Below are 19,179 nucleotides of genomic sequence, written 5' to 3'. Positions count from 1 at the left end.
TGTTCAGCCTCGAGAAATAAGGCGCCATCCACGAAAATTGTTTTTCAAATTTTTGTGGTTGTCGCCTTTTTAAGTTGTTTGTCATAAACTTTCCATTTATTTTCTTATTTCTTGTTCCAATACTTGTGTCAACCAATTGATATATTCGGTTTCTCGATTGATTGCGTGAGACAAGATCAGATAATGGCCATAATTTTCATGTTGGTCTTTTTCTGTCGGGAAAATCACTTGTTGTCGGGCGAATAAATGCTGTCTTTTTTCTTCATGAAGCTCCTTTTGCTGTTCAAGAATCTCAATCCATGTTGGATCATTGATATCTTTCACAAAATAAAGTTTCAAGACAAATTCGTCTCGATTGACTGGAAGTTCATTTGGCGAGGTATGGATCCATTCGTTTAACAAAACACGCCCTTCTTCAGTCAGCTGATAAATTTTCTTTTCTAGCTTGACTCCAGTGATTCCTACTTCATGTTTGATGATTCCTAGTTCTTCCATTTTGGCCAGTTCAGGATAGATCTGACTATGCTTTGCCTGCCAGAATTCACCGATTTCATTTTTGAATGCTTGATTCAATTCATACCCCGTTTGATTTTTTTTGCTCAGTAATCCCAGTAATATATAGCGTAATGTATTTTTTCTAGCCATCAAAATTTCCTCCTTGACATTCTCTCAAAATCATTCTATCATAATCACGTAATCAAAAACATGTAAATTATTACATGTTTTAATTTAAAGGGAGATGTTTTACATGAAACAATTCAAAAACTTAGAAGATTTTATTGGAACTCACTTTATCTATACGTATGATAATGGTTGGGAATATGAATGGTATGCAAAAAATGACCACACCGTTGACTATCGTATTCATGGCGGAATGGTCAAAGGGCGTTGGGTCAAAGATCAAGAAGCAGATATTGTAAAATTAACAGATGGTGTTTTTAAAATCACTTGGACTGAACCAACTGGTACAGACGTTGCTTTAGACTTTATGCCAAATGAGAAAAAACTCCATGGCACGATTTTCTTCCCTAAATGGGTCGAAGAACATCCAGAGATCACTGTCACTTTCCAAAACGAACATATTGCGGAAATGGAAGCTGCTCGTGAAAAATATGAAACATATCCAAAACTAGTCGTTCCAGAATTTGCGACAATTACTTATATGGGTGATGCGGGTGTTGATAATGAAGACGTAATTAGCGAAGAACCTTATGAAGGAATGCCAAAAGACATTCGTGAAGGTCGTTACTTCGATGAAAACTACCGTCGTATCAATAAATAATCACTCTACCTCACTCGTATAAAATCAAAAGCCACTCCTTCAATTGATGAAGACCAGTGGCTTTTTGATCATTATAAACGGAGGCTTTTGTTTCTACCCTTTATTTTATTGTAAATAAATGTGGTCATTTAACTTTTCCAATTGATTTCTTTATGATTTACATAAATAATTTCATGTTATTTTCAATTTTTTTCTAATTCCTTGCCTCTCTTTTCATTAACCTTTATGATAAGTTTAGTTATTATATGAAAAGGAGCCAAACAGTTGAAAAAATATAGACCATATTTTTTGATTTTTATTTTCGCAATTATTTTCGTATTGCCAAATATATTATCACACAAATTGATCATCGGGGCTGATGCGCCATTTCATTACAATCGTTTTTATGATGCAGCCCAACAAATTATTCACGGAGACTTACACTACTTCCCATCGATGTATGGCTTTCAACAAAGCGGTCGGATCGTCAATGCAATCTACGGTCCCTTATTCTCATACTTTCAAGGGTTGATCGTACTCGTTGCTAGAAGTTGGTATCATTACCAGATTTTATCGAATTTTATCCTCTTCCTTATCGCAGGTTGGTCCATGTTGACTTTGTTGCGTTATGTAAAAGTACGTGAATGGGTAAGTGTACCGGTTTCAGTCCTGTTCATGACGACCTATTCGATCCAATATTGGGCTGTTAATCAAGGTTTTACGAGCTGGGGAACAGTATTTTATCCTTTATGTATGATCCCGCTCGTTGATTTCATCGTGCATAAAAAATTCCCTGTACTTAAAGTAACTGCAGCGATTGCATTGATGACGCAGATCCATCTGCTATCTTCTGTGATGCTAGTATTGATGTATATTCCTTTTTATGGGTATTATTTCTTCACACAAACCAACAAGGGAAAAGCTCTTTTACAATTAGGGAAATCAATTTTGCTTTACTTTATCCTAACGGCAAACATCTGGGTAGGTATGGCGATGGTTTACAGTGGGAATGAGATTCTTCCACCTTTCGTCAATCGACGCATGACAGAGAAATCAATCAATCTTGAGGGAAGTTACTGGTTGAATTATCCGAAAATCCTACCTGTCGTTTTATTTGCTGGATTTTTATGTTTCTTATTGTTCCGAAAAAGAGAAGAACTGTTTCCAAAACTTTTGTTACGCACAAGTGTTGTGTTCTTCTTACTTTCAACCAGCCTGATCCCTTGGAATACATTAGTTGAAAACGAAGTGCCATTTATTAGCTTGATTCAGTTTCCATTTCGTTTCTTTGTCCCATTTACCTTGCTTTTCTTACTTTACTTTGCAATCGTCGCCAATCGTTGGGAAAACAAAACCTGGTTACGGATAGCTGCGACCTTACTGATCCTGATCAGTTCTGTTCAGACCATCCAAAACTTATACCGTCACCTCAATAAATGGGAAGATGAAACCTTCGTCAGTCGTCATACGTATTTGTTCGATACACCTGATGAAGCAAGAAAAACTTTCTACAGTCGTGATATGTCCAAAAGTTTATTTGTTTTCCAGAAAACTACGCCAGATTATTTGCCGATCTATAAACAAACAAAGGCAAATAAATACGATCGATACAATGAAGAAATCCTGGAAAATGAAACAACATTCATCAAATCACATCCTGATGGTCGGTTGAGTATCAAATGGAAAAATACCGGTGAACCGACTGTTCATGTGCCAGTTATCGTGTATGATCGAACCGTCTTGATGCAAAATGGACAGAAATTGACGGATTTTGAATTGACCGATATCGGTACACCGATCGTCAAACAGCATAATGGCATCAACGAGATCATTCTCTATTACGACCTTCCCGTCTATTTCTACTTCGTTGTTGCTGCGACTATTGCCGGTTGGCTATCCTTTTTAGGCATCTATCTTTCACAAAAGTTTAATTTTAGAAAAGAAAAAAATGTGAAAATCAGCTAGGCTATCATTTTTTTAGATTATACGTAACATCTATCATATATGTATAAGAATAAGCGAGGCTATGACAGATTGACTGTCATAGCCTCGCTTATTCTTAAAAATTTGAGAGTAGATAATTTATCCTTTCTCAGCAGACATTCTCTTGGTTAATCGTTATATGAAACGTAAGTAAGTGGGTTTGAAAAATCCTATGACTTGTCAGCTCTTATTCGTTCGCTTTATCTTGATCAATCCAATCTTTCTCCTCATCAAACTTATTTGAGTGAATCCAACTACGGCAAAAAGCACCTATCTTATAGATCCATTTCTACAGACACTCCAAAATGATCACTAACGACCGGGCCATTCGTCCCATCAAAGACGCGCGTATACGTACTGACTTTACTATCAGTCGGAACGAAAATATAGTCGATTCGCAGTGCTTCTGTATTGTTTTCCCAGCCATCGATTTTTTTCTCGATCGTGGCTTCTTCAGATTTTTGTTCGGCTAAAACATATGAATCTTTGATGTTCAATTGGTTATCTTCATTAACTAAGCGATACCCTTCCTCACCTACTGGATTATTAAAATCACCCATCAACAAGCAAGGTATTTGATAAGTTAGGAGTTCTTTCTGTAAGAATTGCCACTCGTAGGCAAAGCCCGTTTCTATATCTGACCACCAAGAGAAATGACAGCTTGCGACAACGATTGGTTGATTGTCAATAACTGTTTTGGCAACAAGGACCATGCGGGTACGGTAGTTTTCTTTTTCTTTTGTTTCAGACACTATGTATGCCCGACTATCCAAAGGAGCCTTTGATAAAATAGCGTTTCCTTCTTCATACTTGTCATAACCAATATGACTCATTTCCCAACTCCAAAAATAGGATTCTCCTGCTTCTGCCAGTCGTCGGATCAAGCAATAAGCGAAATTATCTTTGTGGATTGGGGTCTGATTCGTTACTGGACAAAAACCGACTAGCTCTTGTTCATTTACGATCTTTGTTTCAATCAGTTGATTGACCTCTTGCAAAGCAATGACATCATAGCGCTCAGTTAAAATCTTGTCTACAAGGTCTTGTAGTTTAGTTACTGGTTCTTCTTCCAACCAACTATGTGTATTCAACGTCATTATTTTCATTTTTTTGGAACCTCTTTTCTATTTTTACATAAAAATCAGAGACTGTTACGTCAGCGCTGATTATTGAAGAAATCTCTCCTCAATCGTCTCGCTTTTTCGTCACAATCTCTGATCACTTCTTTTATTTATTATAGCTTGATTTTTCCGATTTCTGTACCCATTTCAACAGAACCAAGTGTAGTGATCGCAATTTCTTTCACTTTATCATCCGTGAAAACAACCATGATCGTTGTATCTTTTCCTTGTTCTTTGACTTTTGCAAGATCCATGCGTGCAATCGGCATGCCTGGTGTGACTTCTTGTCCTTCTTTCACAGATACTTCAAATGCGGGTTGCGCCATTTGGACAGTATCGATTCCCATGTGGATCAGTACTTCTGCGCCTTCAGCTGTTTCCATCCCGATGGCGTGTTTCGTTGGGAATACGCTAACGATTTTACCCGTTACTGGAGCAGTGATCGTATCTGTTTCAGGAATGACTGCAAAACCGTCACCCATCATTTTTTGTGAGAATACTGGATCATTGACCGCTGCTAAAGCAATCACTTCTCCTTTGGCTACTGCGTACAATTCTTTTTCGATCCCTAATGCTGCTGTCGCTGTTTCTTTTTCCATCACGACTTCTTTGATTTGTGGTTCAGGAATATCTGCGCCTGATTGCAACAAATCTTCAATATCTGATTTTAACACATCTGCTTTTGGCCCATAAACTGCTTGGACACCATTGTCTTTGACGATCAAGCCCATTGCGCCAGCACGTTTCCACGCGTCTTCTGAACCAACTCTACCTCGATCTGCCACTGTTACACGTAAACGCGTCATACAAGCATCCACGTCTTTGATATTTTCTTTTCCACCTAATAAATGGATGATTTGGATAATTTGTTGATCCGCCGCTCCTGTTGTCGTGCCAGTGGTTGTTTCTTCACTGTCACTATCATAGTTCCCGTTACGTCCTGGTGTCGCAAAATTGAATTTCTTGATCAAGAAGTTTGCTAAGAAATAAGTGACTACGCCAAAGAGAATGACACAGATGACGAAGTTGATCAAATCGCCGCCAAGTCCTGCTTTGATCCCTAATGGTGTTCGCGTCAATAATTCGATATTCCCGAAGGAGTGGACACGCAACGGTAAGATATCCGCCATCGCAAAAGCTGCTCCTTGGATCACTGCATAGATTGCATACAGTGGAACTGCCGCAAACATAAACATAAATTCTAGTGGTTCTGTTACCCCTGTTAAAAAGACAGCTAAAGCAGCTGAGAAATACATGGATTTGTATTTTGCTTTTTTGTCTGGATCGACATTGCGATACATCGCAAGCGCCATCCCCATCAAAATACCAGAAGAACCAATCATTTGACCGACTTTGAAACGTGCCGGTGTCCAATTGTTCAAGACGAATTCATACTGTGCCATGTCTCCTGCACCTCGCAGGTTCACTAAGTCAGTTGCCCAAGCTAACCATAGTGGATCTTGACCAAATACTTGTGTACCGGCTTGTGCGCCAGATAAAATCTCATATGTTCCACCTAATTGCGTATAGTTGATTGGAATCGTCAACATGTGGTGTAAACCAAAAGGTAGTAATAACCGTTCTAATGTTCCATATAAAAATGGTGCTAAAATTGGTGCGCTATCTTGCGATTGTGCAATCCATAAACCAAAGTTGTTGATTCCTGCTTGAATAGCTGGCCAAACTGCTGCCAAAATAAGAGCTACGATCGTTGACCAAAGAATCACTACAAAAGGAACAAATCGTTTCCCATTAAAGAAAGAAAGTGCATCTGGTAATTTACGGTAGTTATAGTATTTGTTATAAGCCATCGCACCGACGAACCCAGCGATGATCCCTACGAATACCCCCATGTTCAATGCAGGAGCTTCTAAGACACTCGTAAAGAATCCTTTCACCATGATTCGTGTACCGAACAACGTATGTGTGAAGGCGTCTTCGTTTGCTAACATCTCTGTTGTGACCCCGAAGATTGCTCCTGTGATCCGATTGATCAAAACAAACGAGATTCCGGCAGCGAATGCACCACCTGCTCGTTCTTTTGCCCAACTACCACCTATCGCTAATGCAAATAATAAATGCAAGTTCCCAATAATTGCCCAACCAATACTTTCAAGAACGCCACCCGTAGTGACAAGTGCTGCCATGTTCGGGTTGATCAATGGGATCGATTTCCCGATACTGATCATTAATCCAGCAGCTGGCATAACTGCTACAACGACCATTAAAGCCTTTCCAAATTTCTGCCAAAAATCAAAACTAAACATTTTCTTCAATTTCTATCTCTCCTTTACGCAATCGGTTTCGTTAATCCGTATTATAGAGGTTATTCCTTTTTTTGTAAATGCTTTATTTTTATTTTATTTATTTTTTTATCCAAAAGTATGATACAGCTAATATAATAAGAACTATAAAGAAATATTAGGGCAATGATGCTTTCTATCCCCTTGCGAAGTGTTCGCCAATAAAAAAGATTGAGTATTTATCAGTTTACTATTGACTGACGCAACCGGTTGCGTTTATTATAAACCTAAGAAATGAAACATTTAGGAGGAGAATCATGAAACAAATCAAACGCTTATTCCAGATCGACCCTTGGAAAATCAGCACGACAACATTAGATAAAGAAAACTTACGTTTACAAGAGTCATTGACAAGTATTGGGAACGGCTACATGGGAATGCGTGGAAACTTCGAAGAAACGTACTCTGGCGATCATCACCAAGGCACTTATTTAGCCGGTATCTGGTACCCTGACAAAACTCGTGTAGGTTGGTGGAAAAACGGCTATCCTGAATACTTTGGAAAAGTCATCAATGCAGTCAACTTTATTGCAATGGATATTTACATCAACGACCAATTGATTGACTTAGCTTCACTAGATCCAGAAGATTTCTCTTGGGAATTAGATATGAAAAACGGGGTCTTGTCTCGTCAGTTTGCGATTACGACAGCTACAAATAAAGTCCGTTTCTCATTTGAACGTTTCTTGAGTATTGTTAAAAGCGAAGCGGCTTATATTCGTGTAAAGGTTGAATTGATCGCCGGCTCTGCCACTGTAAAATTTGTTTCGAAACTGGATGGAAATGTCCAAAATGAAGATAGTAACTACGATGAGCATTTCTGGAATCAGACCGACCGTGGCACAAAAGACTCGATCGGTTATTTGACAACGAAGACCATTCCTAATGCATTTGACATTGAGCAATTCACCGTCACTGCAGGCATGCGTCATTTTATCAACGGCAAAGAAACAACACCTATATTTGAAGAACAAACATTAGCGTTACAAGGTGTATTCTCGTATGATCTAACACCAAATGATCCTGTGGTCGTGGATAAAGAAGTCTTGGTTTTGACAAGTCGTGATATCCCTGAAGCACAACAAGTGGCAACACTTATGGATGAATTTGATCAGTTAACTACTCATTATGATGAAGCCAAAAAAGAACAAACGACTGCTTGGGCAAAACGGTGGGAATTGGCTGACGTAGTGATCGAAGGCGACGATGAAGCGCAACAAGGCATCCGTTTCAATCTTTTCCAATTGTTCTCTACTTATTACGGAGAAGACGAACGGTTGAACATTGGACCAAAAGGCTTCACTGGCGAAAAATACGGTGGTGCGACATACTGGGACACAGAAGCTTACGCCGTGCCATTATATCTAGCATTAGCTGACCCAGAAGTCACAAAAAATTTATTGAAATACCGTCACAATCAGTTACCACAAGCCATCCACAATGCCCAACAACAAGGATTGAAAGGCGCGCTTTATCCAATGGTGACCTTTACAGGTGTCGAGTGCCACAATGAGTGGGAAATCACCTTTGAAGAGATCCATCGTAACGGTGCGATTGCTTACGCGATCTACAATTATACAAATTATACCGGCGATACCTCTTATCTGAAAAATGAAGGACTTGAAGTATTGGCTGAGATTGCTCGTTTCTGGGCGGATCGTGTCCATTACTCCAAACGTCAAAACAAGTATATGATCCACGGCGTGACTGGTCCAAATGAATACGAAAACAATATCAATAACAATTGGTACACGAACACGATTGCTGCTTGGGTCCTTCGTTATACTCGTGAAAATTATTTAGCGTTCAAAGAAGAAACAACAATTGAAATCAGCGAAGAAGAATTAGCAAAATGGGCAGATATTGTCGAAAACATGTACTACCCGATCGATGAGGAACAAGGAATTTTTGTCCAACATGATACATTCCTAGACAAAGATTTGATGCCAGTTTCGGATTTACCACTTAGCGAATTGCCATTGAACCAAAAATGGTCTTGGGATAAGATCTTGCGTTCTTGCTTCATTAAACAAGCGGATGTGTTACAAGGCATCTATTTCTTCAATGAAGAATTTACCAAAGAAGAAAAACAGCGGAACTTTGATTTCTATGAGCCGATGACCGTTCACGAATCTTCTCTTTCTCCAAGTATCCACGCGATTTTAGCTGCTGAACTTGGCTTGGAAGAAAAAGCGGTCGAAATGTACCAACGTACTGCTCGCTTAGATTTGGATAACTATAACAATGATACGGAAGATGGTTTGCACATCACGTCAATGACAGGTAGTTGGCTAGCGATCGTTCAAGGTTTTGCACAAATGAAAACCGCCCATGGCGAATTATCTTTTGCACCATTTTTACCAAACACATGGAATGCCTATTCTTTCCATATCAATTACCGCGGTCGCTTGATTTTCATCGCTGTTTCTGATGAACAAGTCACCTTTACATTACTGAATGGTGAGGCACTGGAATTGACTGTGTATGGACAAGCACAAGAGCTAACAGATCAATTGACGATTCCATTAAGAAAGGACGATGCACATGTTTAAAGGTGTCCTATTTGATTTAGACGGTGTCATCACCGACACAGCAGAATTCCATTATCGCGCCTGGAAAAAACTTGGTGAAGAAATCGGGATTTCAATCGACCGAAATTTCAACGAACAATTAAAAGGAGTCAGCCGAGAAGATTCATTAACATTGCTTCTTGCTTATGGCAAGAAAGAAAATGACTTTTCAAACGAAGAATTCGCTGCTTTAGCTAAACGTAAAAATGAGTATTATCTAGAAATGATCCAAGAAATCACGCCAACAGACGTATTTCCGGGTATTGTTCCTTTATTAACAGAATTAAAGAAAGCTGGCATCAAGATCGCCTTGGCTTCTGCTAGTAAAAACGGACCATTATTACTAGATAAAATGCAACTAACAGATTACTTTGATGCGATTGCTGATCCTAGCAAAGTAGCAAGTGGCAAACCCGCCCCTGATATCTTTTTATTAGCAGCCAAAGAAATCGGATTCGAGGCGACTGATTGTTTAGGTATTGAAGATGCAAAAGCAGGCATCCAAGCGATCATCGCAAGTGGTGCTTATCCTGTAGGAGTTGGACGCAAGGAAGATCTTGGGGAGGACATTCCGATCGTCGCTGATACGTCTTCGTTAACACTCGACTATCTACAACACGTTTGGCGCAAAGATGTCTGAACCAAGCATCTCTGTCCTCCCCATCAAACAAACAAATCTAAAAAAAATCACATTGAAGAACGACGAGCTAGAAGTCGTTCTTCTCAATTATGGCGCTCGCTTGCATCAAATATTCACAGCAGATAGATTTGGACAAATGGAAAATATCTTACTCTCTTACGACAATCTTCAAGATGTTTTATCTGATTATAGTTTTTTCGGTGCAACGGTTGGTCCAGTGGCAGGTAGGATCAGAAATGGTGAATGGGGCCCTCACCAACTAGAAAAAAATAATGGCAACCATCATATCCACGGCGGAACAAACGGCTGGTCCTTTCAGTTTTGGGAGGTAGAAGTATTCAAATCACCTCAAGCAGTGGGTGTCGTCTTTTATTTAAAAGATACATTTTCAGGTTATCCTGGACCAATCACCGCGACTGTGACCTATCAATTAGAAGGAAATAGACTAGTGATGATCACTAAAGCTAACAGTGTAGTAGAAACGATTTGCAACCCGACAAACCATGCCTATTTCAATCTATCTGGAAATGGAAAACGTGATATTGATTCCCATCAACTCCAGATTCAATTAGATAGCTTGTTACTTTTGGATCATGACAAATTACCTACAGGGGAAACACTAGACAAAGCGGACTTACCCATCAATTTTCAAGAACCAAATACACTGACAGAGATTTTATCCAAGTATCCTTCAGGTCTTGATGACGTTTTTTTATTAAATACGCCTAAACTCACCAAAAATAGCTTAACTTTATCAGAAGAAGCTTCCGGTCGCCAAATGAATATAGCAACTACGAACAAAAGTATGGTATTATTTTCTACAACTGGGTTCGATGCAGATTTACAGATCAACGGTCAAAACATGCATTCTCATTTTGGCTTAGCGATCGAACCACAAGAAATACCAGATATCGTTCATTTCCCGGAGTTTGGCTCGATTACGCTACGCCCTGGACAAGAACGTGTCAGCCAAACAACTTATGAATTTAGTACATTCACTTAACCAGTTTTATTTAACTTGGTTTCAACAAGACGATGGACGATGAAAAAGAAAGGTGATTTAACTTATGGCAATTACAGTGAAAGATGTTGCAAAAAAAGCAGGCGTAGCGACATCTACTGTTTCTCGCGTGATCAACGACCATCCAAGTATTTCCGAAACAACGAAAAAGAAAGTACGAAAAATCATGGATGAACTAGGATATGTCCCCAATATCACAGCGAGAAATCTTGGTAAACGTGTATCAAGCGCTGTAGGTGTCATTCTTCCACCACTCGATTCCAAAGAGCGTCTTGGCAACCCGTTTTATTTAGAAATCATGGAAGCAATCAACGAAGAAGCACGACATCACGGTGTGACAACAGCTATTGCTACCGCAAAAAGTTTCGACGTCTTATTAGAGAACGTTCAGCGGATGCATTTACAAAAACAAGTTGATGGTTTTATCCTAGTCTACTCCGATAGTGACGATCCAGTCATCGATTATCTTTATGAACAACAGATTCCGTTCACACTGATCGGACAACCATACCATCATGAGAACGAAATCATCTACATTGATAACGACAATCAACTGTTAGGAAAGCAAGCCACCGAATTTTTGATCGATAATGGCCATAAAAATATTCTTTTCGTGACCAATACAACACATGAAAGTTTATACTTTGAACGCTATTTCGGTTATCAAAAAGCGATGATGTTAGCAGGACTGAACGCCCATCCAAGTGTGACCTTGGAACAGGCTGAAGATTACTTGGATTTTGACACGATCTTAAAAAAAGCTGAAGCGACAGCGCTAGTTGTTATCGATGATATTTTTGCTTTACGCACGATGCAACTCGCCCAAATGTATGGCTATATCATCCCGGAAACCCTTTCGATGATCAGCTTCAATAACTCGATTTTTTCTACATTGATGCATCCTTACTTAACAAGTATCGACATCGATATCTCTGAGTTAGGTCGAGTCGCGATGCAAAAATTACAAGAACTGATCCATGAAGAAGTTAGCAATGGTGTACGTTTAGTGATCCCCCATCGTTTGATCAAACGCGAAACGGTCGTTCCATTGAAAGAAGAATAGGGCATCCATTCCTAGGCAAATCAAACAAAAATAGCAAAGCATCTTGTCTTCGGACAAAAGATACTTTGCTATTTATTTTACTAGTAATCAACTGATCCACTAACGATAAGTCCACATTTGTATTTAACTAGAAATAAGCAAAAAAAGAAATCTCTTCTATTCTTTCTAAAAATCTCTTAAAATGTGGTTAAAGAGGCATGCATTAACATGCCCCATGTAGTCCGTTCAAAGCAGATAGCATCGATAGAGCATTAGAGCACGTCTACTTCGCCAAAAGTTGAGACGGCTCTATTTTTTGCTCTTGATTTTTTAAGAAAAACAACGAGCCCAGGATATGAGTTATCTTGCATCCCCTAGAACCGAATAAACGGTGTTCCAGAAGTAACTCCTTCAGAAATAAGCGTGAAACCCCAAAAATTTGAAGAACAATTTTCGGGGTTTCACGCTTATTTCTCGGAGCTGAACACTTCTGTCACAACCTCGTTGTTTTATATTCTCTAAGAGGGAGTCCCCCCACTATTCTTTTAAGTCTGCTTCAACTTCAGTCAACCAAGTTGCTTTCTTCACGCGATTGATGATCAGCGGAATAACGAACATCACGATTGCGATGACCGCAACAAGCAATGCATCCGCTAATGTTGAAGTTCCTAACGTTGAAACAACAACGGCGATAATTGCCAACATCAGCATACAGCTAACCAGCCACGCAAAGCCATTTCCTTTTTTACCGATTCGATAAGGACGAGGCAATTCTGGATGGCTATTTCTCATTTTCACTAAAGATATGGCGATCAAGAGATATACGATGCAATAAATCACTGTTGTTGCATTCGTCAATGTAAGAAAGACCGCACTTACATCATCCATGACGCCATAAAGTAACGCAAAGAGGGAAATAACTACTGATTGCGTCAATACCACATTTCTTGAAACACCATATTCATTTTCTTTATGGAAGCCAAATTTTGGTGGCAAGAATCCTTCACGTGCTACTTGGATGATCGTTTTAGAAGGTCCAGTTACCCAAGCAGACAATTGTAATAACACACCAATAAAGACCATAAAGCTGAAGATATTACCGATGATCGTTGGCAATCCTAAAATATCACAATAGATCAATACTGGTTGTGTGATGTTTGCCAATTCCATTCTTCCTTCTGGTACGACATTTGCAACAAACAAGGCGTTGATGACATTCAATAAAACTAGTCCGATCAATGCAATAAAGACCCCTTTAGTATAGTTCTTCGTTGCCTCTTTCAAACGAGGCATATACACTGAGCTCATTTCGATTCCCACAAAAATAAATGTGATCCCTGCCAAATATTTCAATGAATCACTGTGTTGTAGATCAGGCAATGCTTTCGACCATGAAAAATCCCCCAAATAGCCGTTTGAAACAAGTCCCACTTTGAAAAACGCTAATATCCCCAAAACAAACATGATCACCACAGGAATATAAACACCCAACCAAACACCAATATTCCCACCAACTTTCGCCATGTCAAACTTCAAGTTGAGCAAGGTGATGATCCAGTAAATGACCAAGATACACCCTAAAACGAAGTAGTGATTGTTGCCAAGAGCGGCGTTCCCAAACGTATTCCCTAACAATGGACCTAAGGTAGAAGCGACCATGACCATTCCTGGGAACATTTGCACCCAAAGCAACCATGCAACGACAAATCCCCATTTACTACCTAGAGCTGTTTTGACCCAAAGTTGCGGGCCTCCTTCTTGCGGCAGCATCGTTGATAATTCACCAGAAATCATTGAAATGGGTCCAGCAAAAAACAAGACGGCAAAAATCGTGTAAAAAATCAATGTCCAACCAACAGCTGACAATGTTGGGATACTACGAACAGTGGCACATAGCGCCATGGTCAAACCAATGAATGTCCCTAGCCCCATTTTACTTACTTGAGCTTTACTCAATTTTGACACTCTCCTTATTAAGAAATAAATAGGCGTGTCTTTGAAACTTTTCATTAACAGCAAATAAAAGCAAACGTATGGTCAACTTGTGCTTTGAGTATTTTTTGCTTGGATCATCAAGCTTCAAAGGCACTCCAACATGAAAGATTTGATAAGAGAAAGGAGGCTCATTCTTTATTCGTTTCGAACGAGAAATGAGCGCTCATTCTACTTGCTTTCTCTTCACTCATCATAATATTTACGTTTATTTTGTTTCGTTTGCCACTAACTGATCTGCATAGATTTTTTCTAATTTACTTTGAAGCGCTGCTTTGATTTTTTCTGCATATTCTTCAAAATGTTCTGCTTTATTCATATACGGCGTCATGACACTGGCACGTAAGACTGTGACTTTTCCAGCACGTTCCCATTCTTCCTCTGTAAATCCTAATTGTTTTACAAATTGAAGTGGGCTATTGCCATAATCTGGAATTGCAAAGTCTGTATGAGATGTCAAGAATTCATTGCCATAGATGCTTCCTTTGACATAAGAAGAATAGTCATACACATCATGGTTCAACTGATTCATCGCTACCAGATCGTCATTCCCTTTTTCTTTGAATACATAATCAACCATATTGAAATCTGGATAAGTCAATGGATGAACTTCGATTTCTTTATCGCCCACTTTGAAGGTTAAATTGTTCAAGAAGTGGAAGAAACGATGTGCGCCTTCAATCGATGCTCCCATCAATTTACCATAACCAGTCACATTAAGCGGTAGTACGTGATGCGCTGCCCAAACACTTGCGGCAGTTGCTCCGGCTTTTGATCCTTCCAAAATATAGGCACCAAGCAATGCTGGGATATCTGCTCCTTTTTCAAATACATAGGTTGCAAAGTAAGAGATCACATCACGCATACGAATGTCTTGGATCACGATACCTCCAGCAGAGTAAGGAACATAGCCCATTTTATGTGGATCAATCGTCACTGATTCTGCTTCTTCAATTGCTTGATATGCACGGTGTACTTCTTCTAAAAGATAATCTTTATTTTCTGTGAAGACATGATGTTTTGCGTGTACTTCTTTTAATTGATCAAATGGGATGAATTCATTGTTCTCATCAAGGAAGATCGCACGTCCGTAACCACCATAAGCTGCATCTACGTGTAGGTAGAAATAAATGCCTTCTTTTTCTAGCTTGCGACGTAATTCAACGATTTTATCGATTTCATCGATTGCCCCTTCTTCAGTAGAACCAACGACACCAACGACACCTAAAACCGGTGTTTGTTCAGCAGCCAATTCACGAATGATTGTTTCAAGTTCCTTGATGTCCATGCGGTAGTTGTGATCCACAGGCACTGGAATCACTTGATCTAGTCCGACACCAATGATGTCTGCTGCTTTCAACCATGAATAGTGTTTTGTTTGTGGGACTAACCATTTACCTAATTGTTGAAGATGTTTTCCACTGCGTGCAGAATGTGCTTTGATCTCATCGATTTTTTCTGGCACTTGATCTAACAGATCAATGATTTCCCGAGTTGAAAGATTCATCAATTCCCAATCTGTTTGACCTGAAACCAATTCAGGTGCCACTTCTTTCATTGCAAGTGGCAATGATTTGATGTTGCGCGCATACCAAAGACCTTCTAAATTTGCTAATGAGCCATCTGCAACGATATGGCCCCAGCCATTTTTGTACCCCATCAATGTAGCAAATTCCATTCCGACTTCTTCTTCCATTTGACTTGTTGCTGGAGAAGATTCATATGCGACGTTATTTCCATTCCATAGCATCGCAAAATTATAGGCTAATAATGATGGCATCAATGTTTCAGAGTTCATATGACCCCAATAACGACCTGCATTATGCCATGGGACAGAGTGTGTACGCATCCGCGTAGAGATTTCAGCTAACACGTCTTTTGTTTTATTGATCGTGTGCGCGAAGCTTTCACTGCTTTTTTCTTCCGGCGTAATGATCGGCATATCTTGTGGCATATAATTTTGACGCCATCCTAAGTGCTCGTCCACTAATTCATTTAACAAAGCTTTATAGATTTGGCCATTCTCTGCTTTGTCTCCAATGAATAGTGCATTCAAATTTAAATCATTTACCTTTGATTCCATTTAGAAACCCTCCTAAAATAATTTTTTAAATTTTGTCGAGGCTTAGATTACACCTGTTTTTTATTTCTGTAAATATCACTTTTCCTATTTTTCTCATTTCATTTTAATGCTTTTAATTGTTTGAATTGTTGGTACAATTGATAAAAATTAAAAAAAGGAGGGAATTTACAAATGTAAATTCTCTCCTCATGATTGTATTAACGACAACCGGCGTAACTATTAGGATAAGTTTCAAAAATTGGAATTTTGTAATGGAATAGACCTTTTACAAGGTAAAAAATTACTAAATTCTAATCAACTACTTTGGCCAAAAAGTAGCGTTTTTTCCCTTTTCTGATCACTACGAATTTACCATCAAATTCTGTAGCTGGATCAATGACAAAATTTAAATCGGTTACGCGATCACCGTTAATACTTATAGCTCCGTTCGACACATCTTCACGCGCTTGACGTTTTGATGGCTCGATTTTTGTGGAAACAAGTAGTTCCACGATATTTTCAGGGGTACTTGAAATCTCTACATTCGGCATGTTTCCAAAGCCTTGTTCGATTTCTGACGCATTTAGTTCTTTGATATTTCCAGAGAACAATGCAGCTGTGATTTTTTGCGCTTCTTGTAAGTCTTCTTCGCTGTGGACAAAACGTGTCACTTCTTCTGCCAAACGGCGTTGTGCTTCACGTTTTTCAGGTTCTGTCTCCACTTTTTTCGCTAATTCATTGATTTCTTCTTGTGATAAGAAAGTAAAGAATTTCAAGTATTTCACAACATCCCGATCATCTTGATTCAACCAGAATTGGTAGAATTCGTAAGGGGATGTTTTTTCAGGGTCTAGCCAGATTGCACCACCGGCAGTTTTTCCGAACTTTGTTCCATCTGCTTTTAGCATTAATGGGATCGTCAACCCAAAGGCTTCCGCTTCTGGTCCTTCCAATTTACGGATCAGATCTAAACCAGCAGTGATGTTTCCCCATTGGTCAGCTCCACCGATCTGTAATTGCACATCGTATGTTCTGTGTAAGTGCAAGAAGTCGATCGATTGCAAGATTTGGTAAGTAAATTCGGTAAATGAAATTCCGACTTCCAAACGACTTGCCACGATATCTTTCGCTAACATCGTATTGATGTTGAAGTTTTTTCCGTAGTCTCTTAAAAATTCTAATAAAGAAATATTTGATAACCAGTCATAGTTGTTCACAAATGTAATATTGGCATCTTTCCCAAAAAGTTTGCGCATTTGGTTCGATAATGCATCCACATTATGTTGGACTTGTTCCATCGTTTGTAAAACACGTTCGCTTGTCCGTCCACTTGGATCACCGATCGTTCCAGTTCCTCCACCAATCAGGATGTATGGATGATGCCCTGCTAATTGGAATCTTTTCATCATCATGAACGGGATCAAATGCCCAATATGCATCGAATCTCCTGTTGGATCGACACCACAGTAAAGCGAGATACTCTTTTCTTCAACAAGCTCGCGAAGTCTTTCTTCGTTGGTTTGTTGGTTAATGGCATCACGCCAAGTTAATTCATCAATAATATTCATAACATTTCCCTCCATATCTTTTTTTATGAAAGCAGGTCCCTGCCAGCATGTCATTTATTACCGGGCAGACAACAAAAAAATCCCTTGACAATCAAGTCAAGGGACGAAAATTCGCGGTACCACCCAAATTATATGTTTGTTTTCCAAACATATCTCTCTAACATTTAACGCTGTCGCGTGGCTTCATGCCATAGACTCCTAAAATGTAATTCGCGCTAAAGCATGTACTAGTTCACAGCAACCACTAGCTTTCTGAAACATTGGCTTTATCCACTACTTCGTTTTATTCATCGTCTAATTCCTTATTCATCTATCTCCTATCTTAGAACGCACTGTTTTTTTTGTCAACAAAAAAATTTTTCTTGATCATTCGAACGACAAAAAATAACATCGTTTTTTAATCTTGAACTAAGCGGAAATCGATTGAATTGAAGAAGCCTTTATTGATTCCATTGCTCAATCTGTTGAAAAATGTTCTTCTTATTGCACGCACCATTTTTTCTTTAATTACATAATTGTCGTTACGTTAATAACTCAAACAGCCTCTCATGCCCGCATCACAAATTCAATTGGCGTAGAAGTCCCTCCGATCATCAAGTCAGCCAATGTACAAGACACTCCAGGCATCTATCAAGCAACGATCGGCACGACCATCATGTCTTCAGTAGAAAAAGAGATCACAGTCACTATCGTCGATAAACTTGAAGACTGTCCGACTTATGGTATTTATCAATTAACTGCTGAGGATGCAACGGTTCCGGTGGGGCAAGTAGATGAAGCAGCTACCCTTCAAGCAACAAATGCGCAAGCGCTGACTTCTGGCGGCTCTCCAGTAGATGTTGTGATCAAGAAATCAAATGTAGTGAATGATACCCCTGGTACGTATCAAATCGTTTTAGGGATCAAAGAAGAACCAAAGATCCGTAAGACAGTCCAAGTCACAGTTACTAATGACGCAGGGAACGAGCAAGAAAATCTTTACTTTGTCGACGCATCGGATGCTACTGTCTCGATCGACCAATTGGACGAACAAACGTTGATCATCATGACTGATGCCAAGGCAACTGATATTTTAGGACATTCCTTGCCTGTAGAAATCAAACACTCCACAATCAAGTTTGAGCCAGGAAATTACACTGTTACATTCGGTCTCAAAGGAGACTCAAGTTTATTTACTAAAACTGTCAATCTTACCGTCACTTCGGATAACTACGTTCCTTCCAGATTCTTTTTGCAAGCATTCGATGCAACTGTCCAGTTAGGTCAAACGGATGACCTCTCACTGATCCAAGCAACCGGCGCAAATGCCGTGACTCTCCTTGGACAAAAGGCAAATGTTTACGTGAAGCATTCCTCGATTGAAGCAAACAAAACTGGCGAATTTGCCGTGACATTTGGCGTAACAGAAGATCCAAGAGTCGAAAAAACGGTAACAGTCTCAGTGGTTGATGAAATCAATCGTCCAGAATTGGGCGGTGGCATTGGGAATATCTAACAAACAACCACTTGTCTCACCTTAAACAGGATAAAGGACGGACCAAAAAATAATGGTTTTAAAAAAGGCGTCATCCACATAAGGTTAAAACCACTGTGGATGGCGCCTGATTTATCGAGGT

The 19,179-nt window shown here is 39.4% G+C and carries 13 protein-coding genes and 1 other annotated feature; of the genes, 7 read left to right on the top strand and 6 right to left on the bottom strand.

Annotated elements, in window-relative coordinates; all coding sequences use genetic code 11:
* Positions 1 to 96: 96 nt before the first annotated feature.
* Positions 97 to 645 carry a PadR family transcriptional regulator gene (locus HZ311_RS09890; protein WP_010736381.1) on the bottom strand — a complete coding sequence of 183 codons (549 nt, stop codon included), beginning with the start codon at positions 643 to 645 and terminating at the stop codon, positions 97 to 99.
* A gap of 103 nt (positions 646 to 748) precedes the next feature.
* On the opposite strand from HZ311_RS09890, the gene HZ311_RS09885 reads away from it, so the two are divergent.
* Together HZ311_RS09885 and HZ311_RS09880 are read left to right on the top strand one after the other, a co-directional pair.
* Positions 749 to 1,282 (top strand): phenolic acid decarboxylase, encoded by a 534-nt coding sequence (locus HZ311_RS09885; protein ID WP_023519065.1) that lies wholly within the window; start codon positions 749 to 751, stop codon positions 1,280 to 1,282.
* 264 nt (positions 1,283 to 1,546) lie between these two features.
* The gene (locus tag HZ311_RS09880; protein ID WP_023519064.1) at positions 1,547 to 3,226 is read left to right on the top strand and encodes a hypothetical protein; all 1,680 of its coding nucleotides are present in this window, start codon (positions 1,547 to 1,549) and stop codon (positions 3,224 to 3,226) included.
* Between the two features lie 293 nt (positions 3,227 to 3,519).
* Here HZ311_RS09880 and HZ311_RS09875 read toward each other — a convergent pair whose 3' ends face one another.
* A complete protein-coding gene (locus HZ311_RS09875; RefSeq protein ID WP_071866600.1) occupies positions 3,520 to 4,350 on the bottom strand; it encodes an endonuclease/exonuclease/phosphatase family protein in 831 nt (276 codons plus the stop codon).
* A 128-nt stretch (positions 4,351 to 4,478) separates the two neighbouring features.
* Positions 4,479 to 6,641, bottom strand: coding sequence for a PTS transporter subunit IIBC (locus HZ311_RS09870; protein ID WP_023519062.1), 2,163 nt, complete (start codon positions 6,639 to 6,641; stop codon positions 4,479 to 4,481).
* A gap of 284 nt (positions 6,642 to 6,925) precedes the next feature.
* On the opposite strand from HZ311_RS09870, the gene HZ311_RS09865 reads away from it, so the two are divergent.
* From HZ311_RS09865 to HZ311_RS09850, 4 genes are all read left to right on the top strand, one after another.
* Entirely contained in the window at positions 6,926 to 9,220 is a 2,295-nt protein-coding gene (locus tag HZ311_RS09865; protein WP_137071977.1) for a glycoside hydrolase family 65 protein, read from the top strand.
* Positions 9,213 to 9,878: a beta-phosphoglucomutase gene (gene pgmB / locus HZ311_RS09860; protein ID WP_010736387.1), complete on the top strand. Its 666-nt coding sequence runs from the start codon at positions 9,213 to 9,215 to the stop codon at positions 9,876 to 9,878. The genes HZ311_RS09865 and pgmB overlap by 8 nt, the downstream gene beginning before the upstream one ends.
* Positions 9,871 to 10,881 (top strand): aldose epimerase family protein, encoded by a 1,011-nt coding sequence (locus tag HZ311_RS09855; RefSeq protein WP_010736388.1) that lies wholly within the window; start codon positions 9,871 to 9,873, stop codon positions 10,879 to 10,881. The genes pgmB and HZ311_RS09855 overlap by 8 nt, the downstream gene beginning before the upstream one ends.
* 64 nt (positions 10,882 to 10,945) lie before the next feature.
* Positions 10,946 to 11,962, top strand: a complete 1,017-nt coding sequence (locus HZ311_RS09850; RefSeq protein WP_023519060.1) for a LacI family DNA-binding transcriptional regulator — start codon at positions 10,946 to 10,948, stop codon at positions 11,960 to 11,962.
* 516 nt (positions 11,963 to 12,478) lie between these two features.
* Here HZ311_RS09850 and tyrP read toward each other — a convergent pair.
* The 3 genes from tyrP to tyrS all read right to left on the bottom strand — a co-directional run bounded on the left by tyrP (position 12,479) and on the right by tyrS (position 17,563).
* Positions 12,479 to 13,897 (bottom strand): tyrosine-tyramine antiporter, encoded by a 1,419-nt coding sequence (gene tyrP, locus HZ311_RS09845; RefSeq protein WP_023519059.1) that lies wholly within the window; start codon positions 13,895 to 13,897, stop codon positions 12,479 to 12,481.
* Positions 13,898 to 14,141: 244 nt separating this feature from the next.
* Complete coding sequence (gene tdc, locus HZ311_RS09840) at positions 14,142 to 16,016, bottom strand: tyrosine decarboxylase (protein WP_010736392.1); 1,875 nt, start codon at positions 16,014 to 16,016, stop codon at positions 14,142 to 14,144.
* Positions 16,017 to 16,306: 290 nt separating this feature from the next.
* Entirely contained in the window at positions 16,307 to 17,563 is a 1,257-nt protein-coding gene (gene tyrS / locus HZ311_RS09835) for a tyrosine--tRNA ligase (RefSeq protein WP_010736393.1), read from the bottom strand.
* 96 nt (positions 17,564 to 17,659) lie between these two features.
* Positions 17,660 to 17,863 (bottom strand) — a binding site (T-box leader).
* Between the two features lie 355 nt (positions 17,864 to 18,218).
* Between tyrS and HZ311_RS09830 the strand changes: the two genes are divergently transcribed.
* A complete protein-coding gene (locus HZ311_RS09830) occupies positions 18,219 to 19,058 on the top strand; it encodes a hypothetical protein (RefSeq protein WP_071866597.1) in 840 nt (279 codons plus the stop codon).
* Positions 19,059 to 19,179: the final 121 nt, after the last annotated feature.

Source organism: Enterococcus mundtii (genome assembly GCF_013394305.1).
Taxonomy (GTDB): Bacteria; Bacillota; Bacilli; order Lactobacillales; family Enterococcaceae; genus Enterococcus_B; species Enterococcus_B pernyi.
The sequence above is the reverse complement of the archived record's forward strand: the minus strand, read 5'-3'. Positions and strand labels throughout refer to the sequence as shown.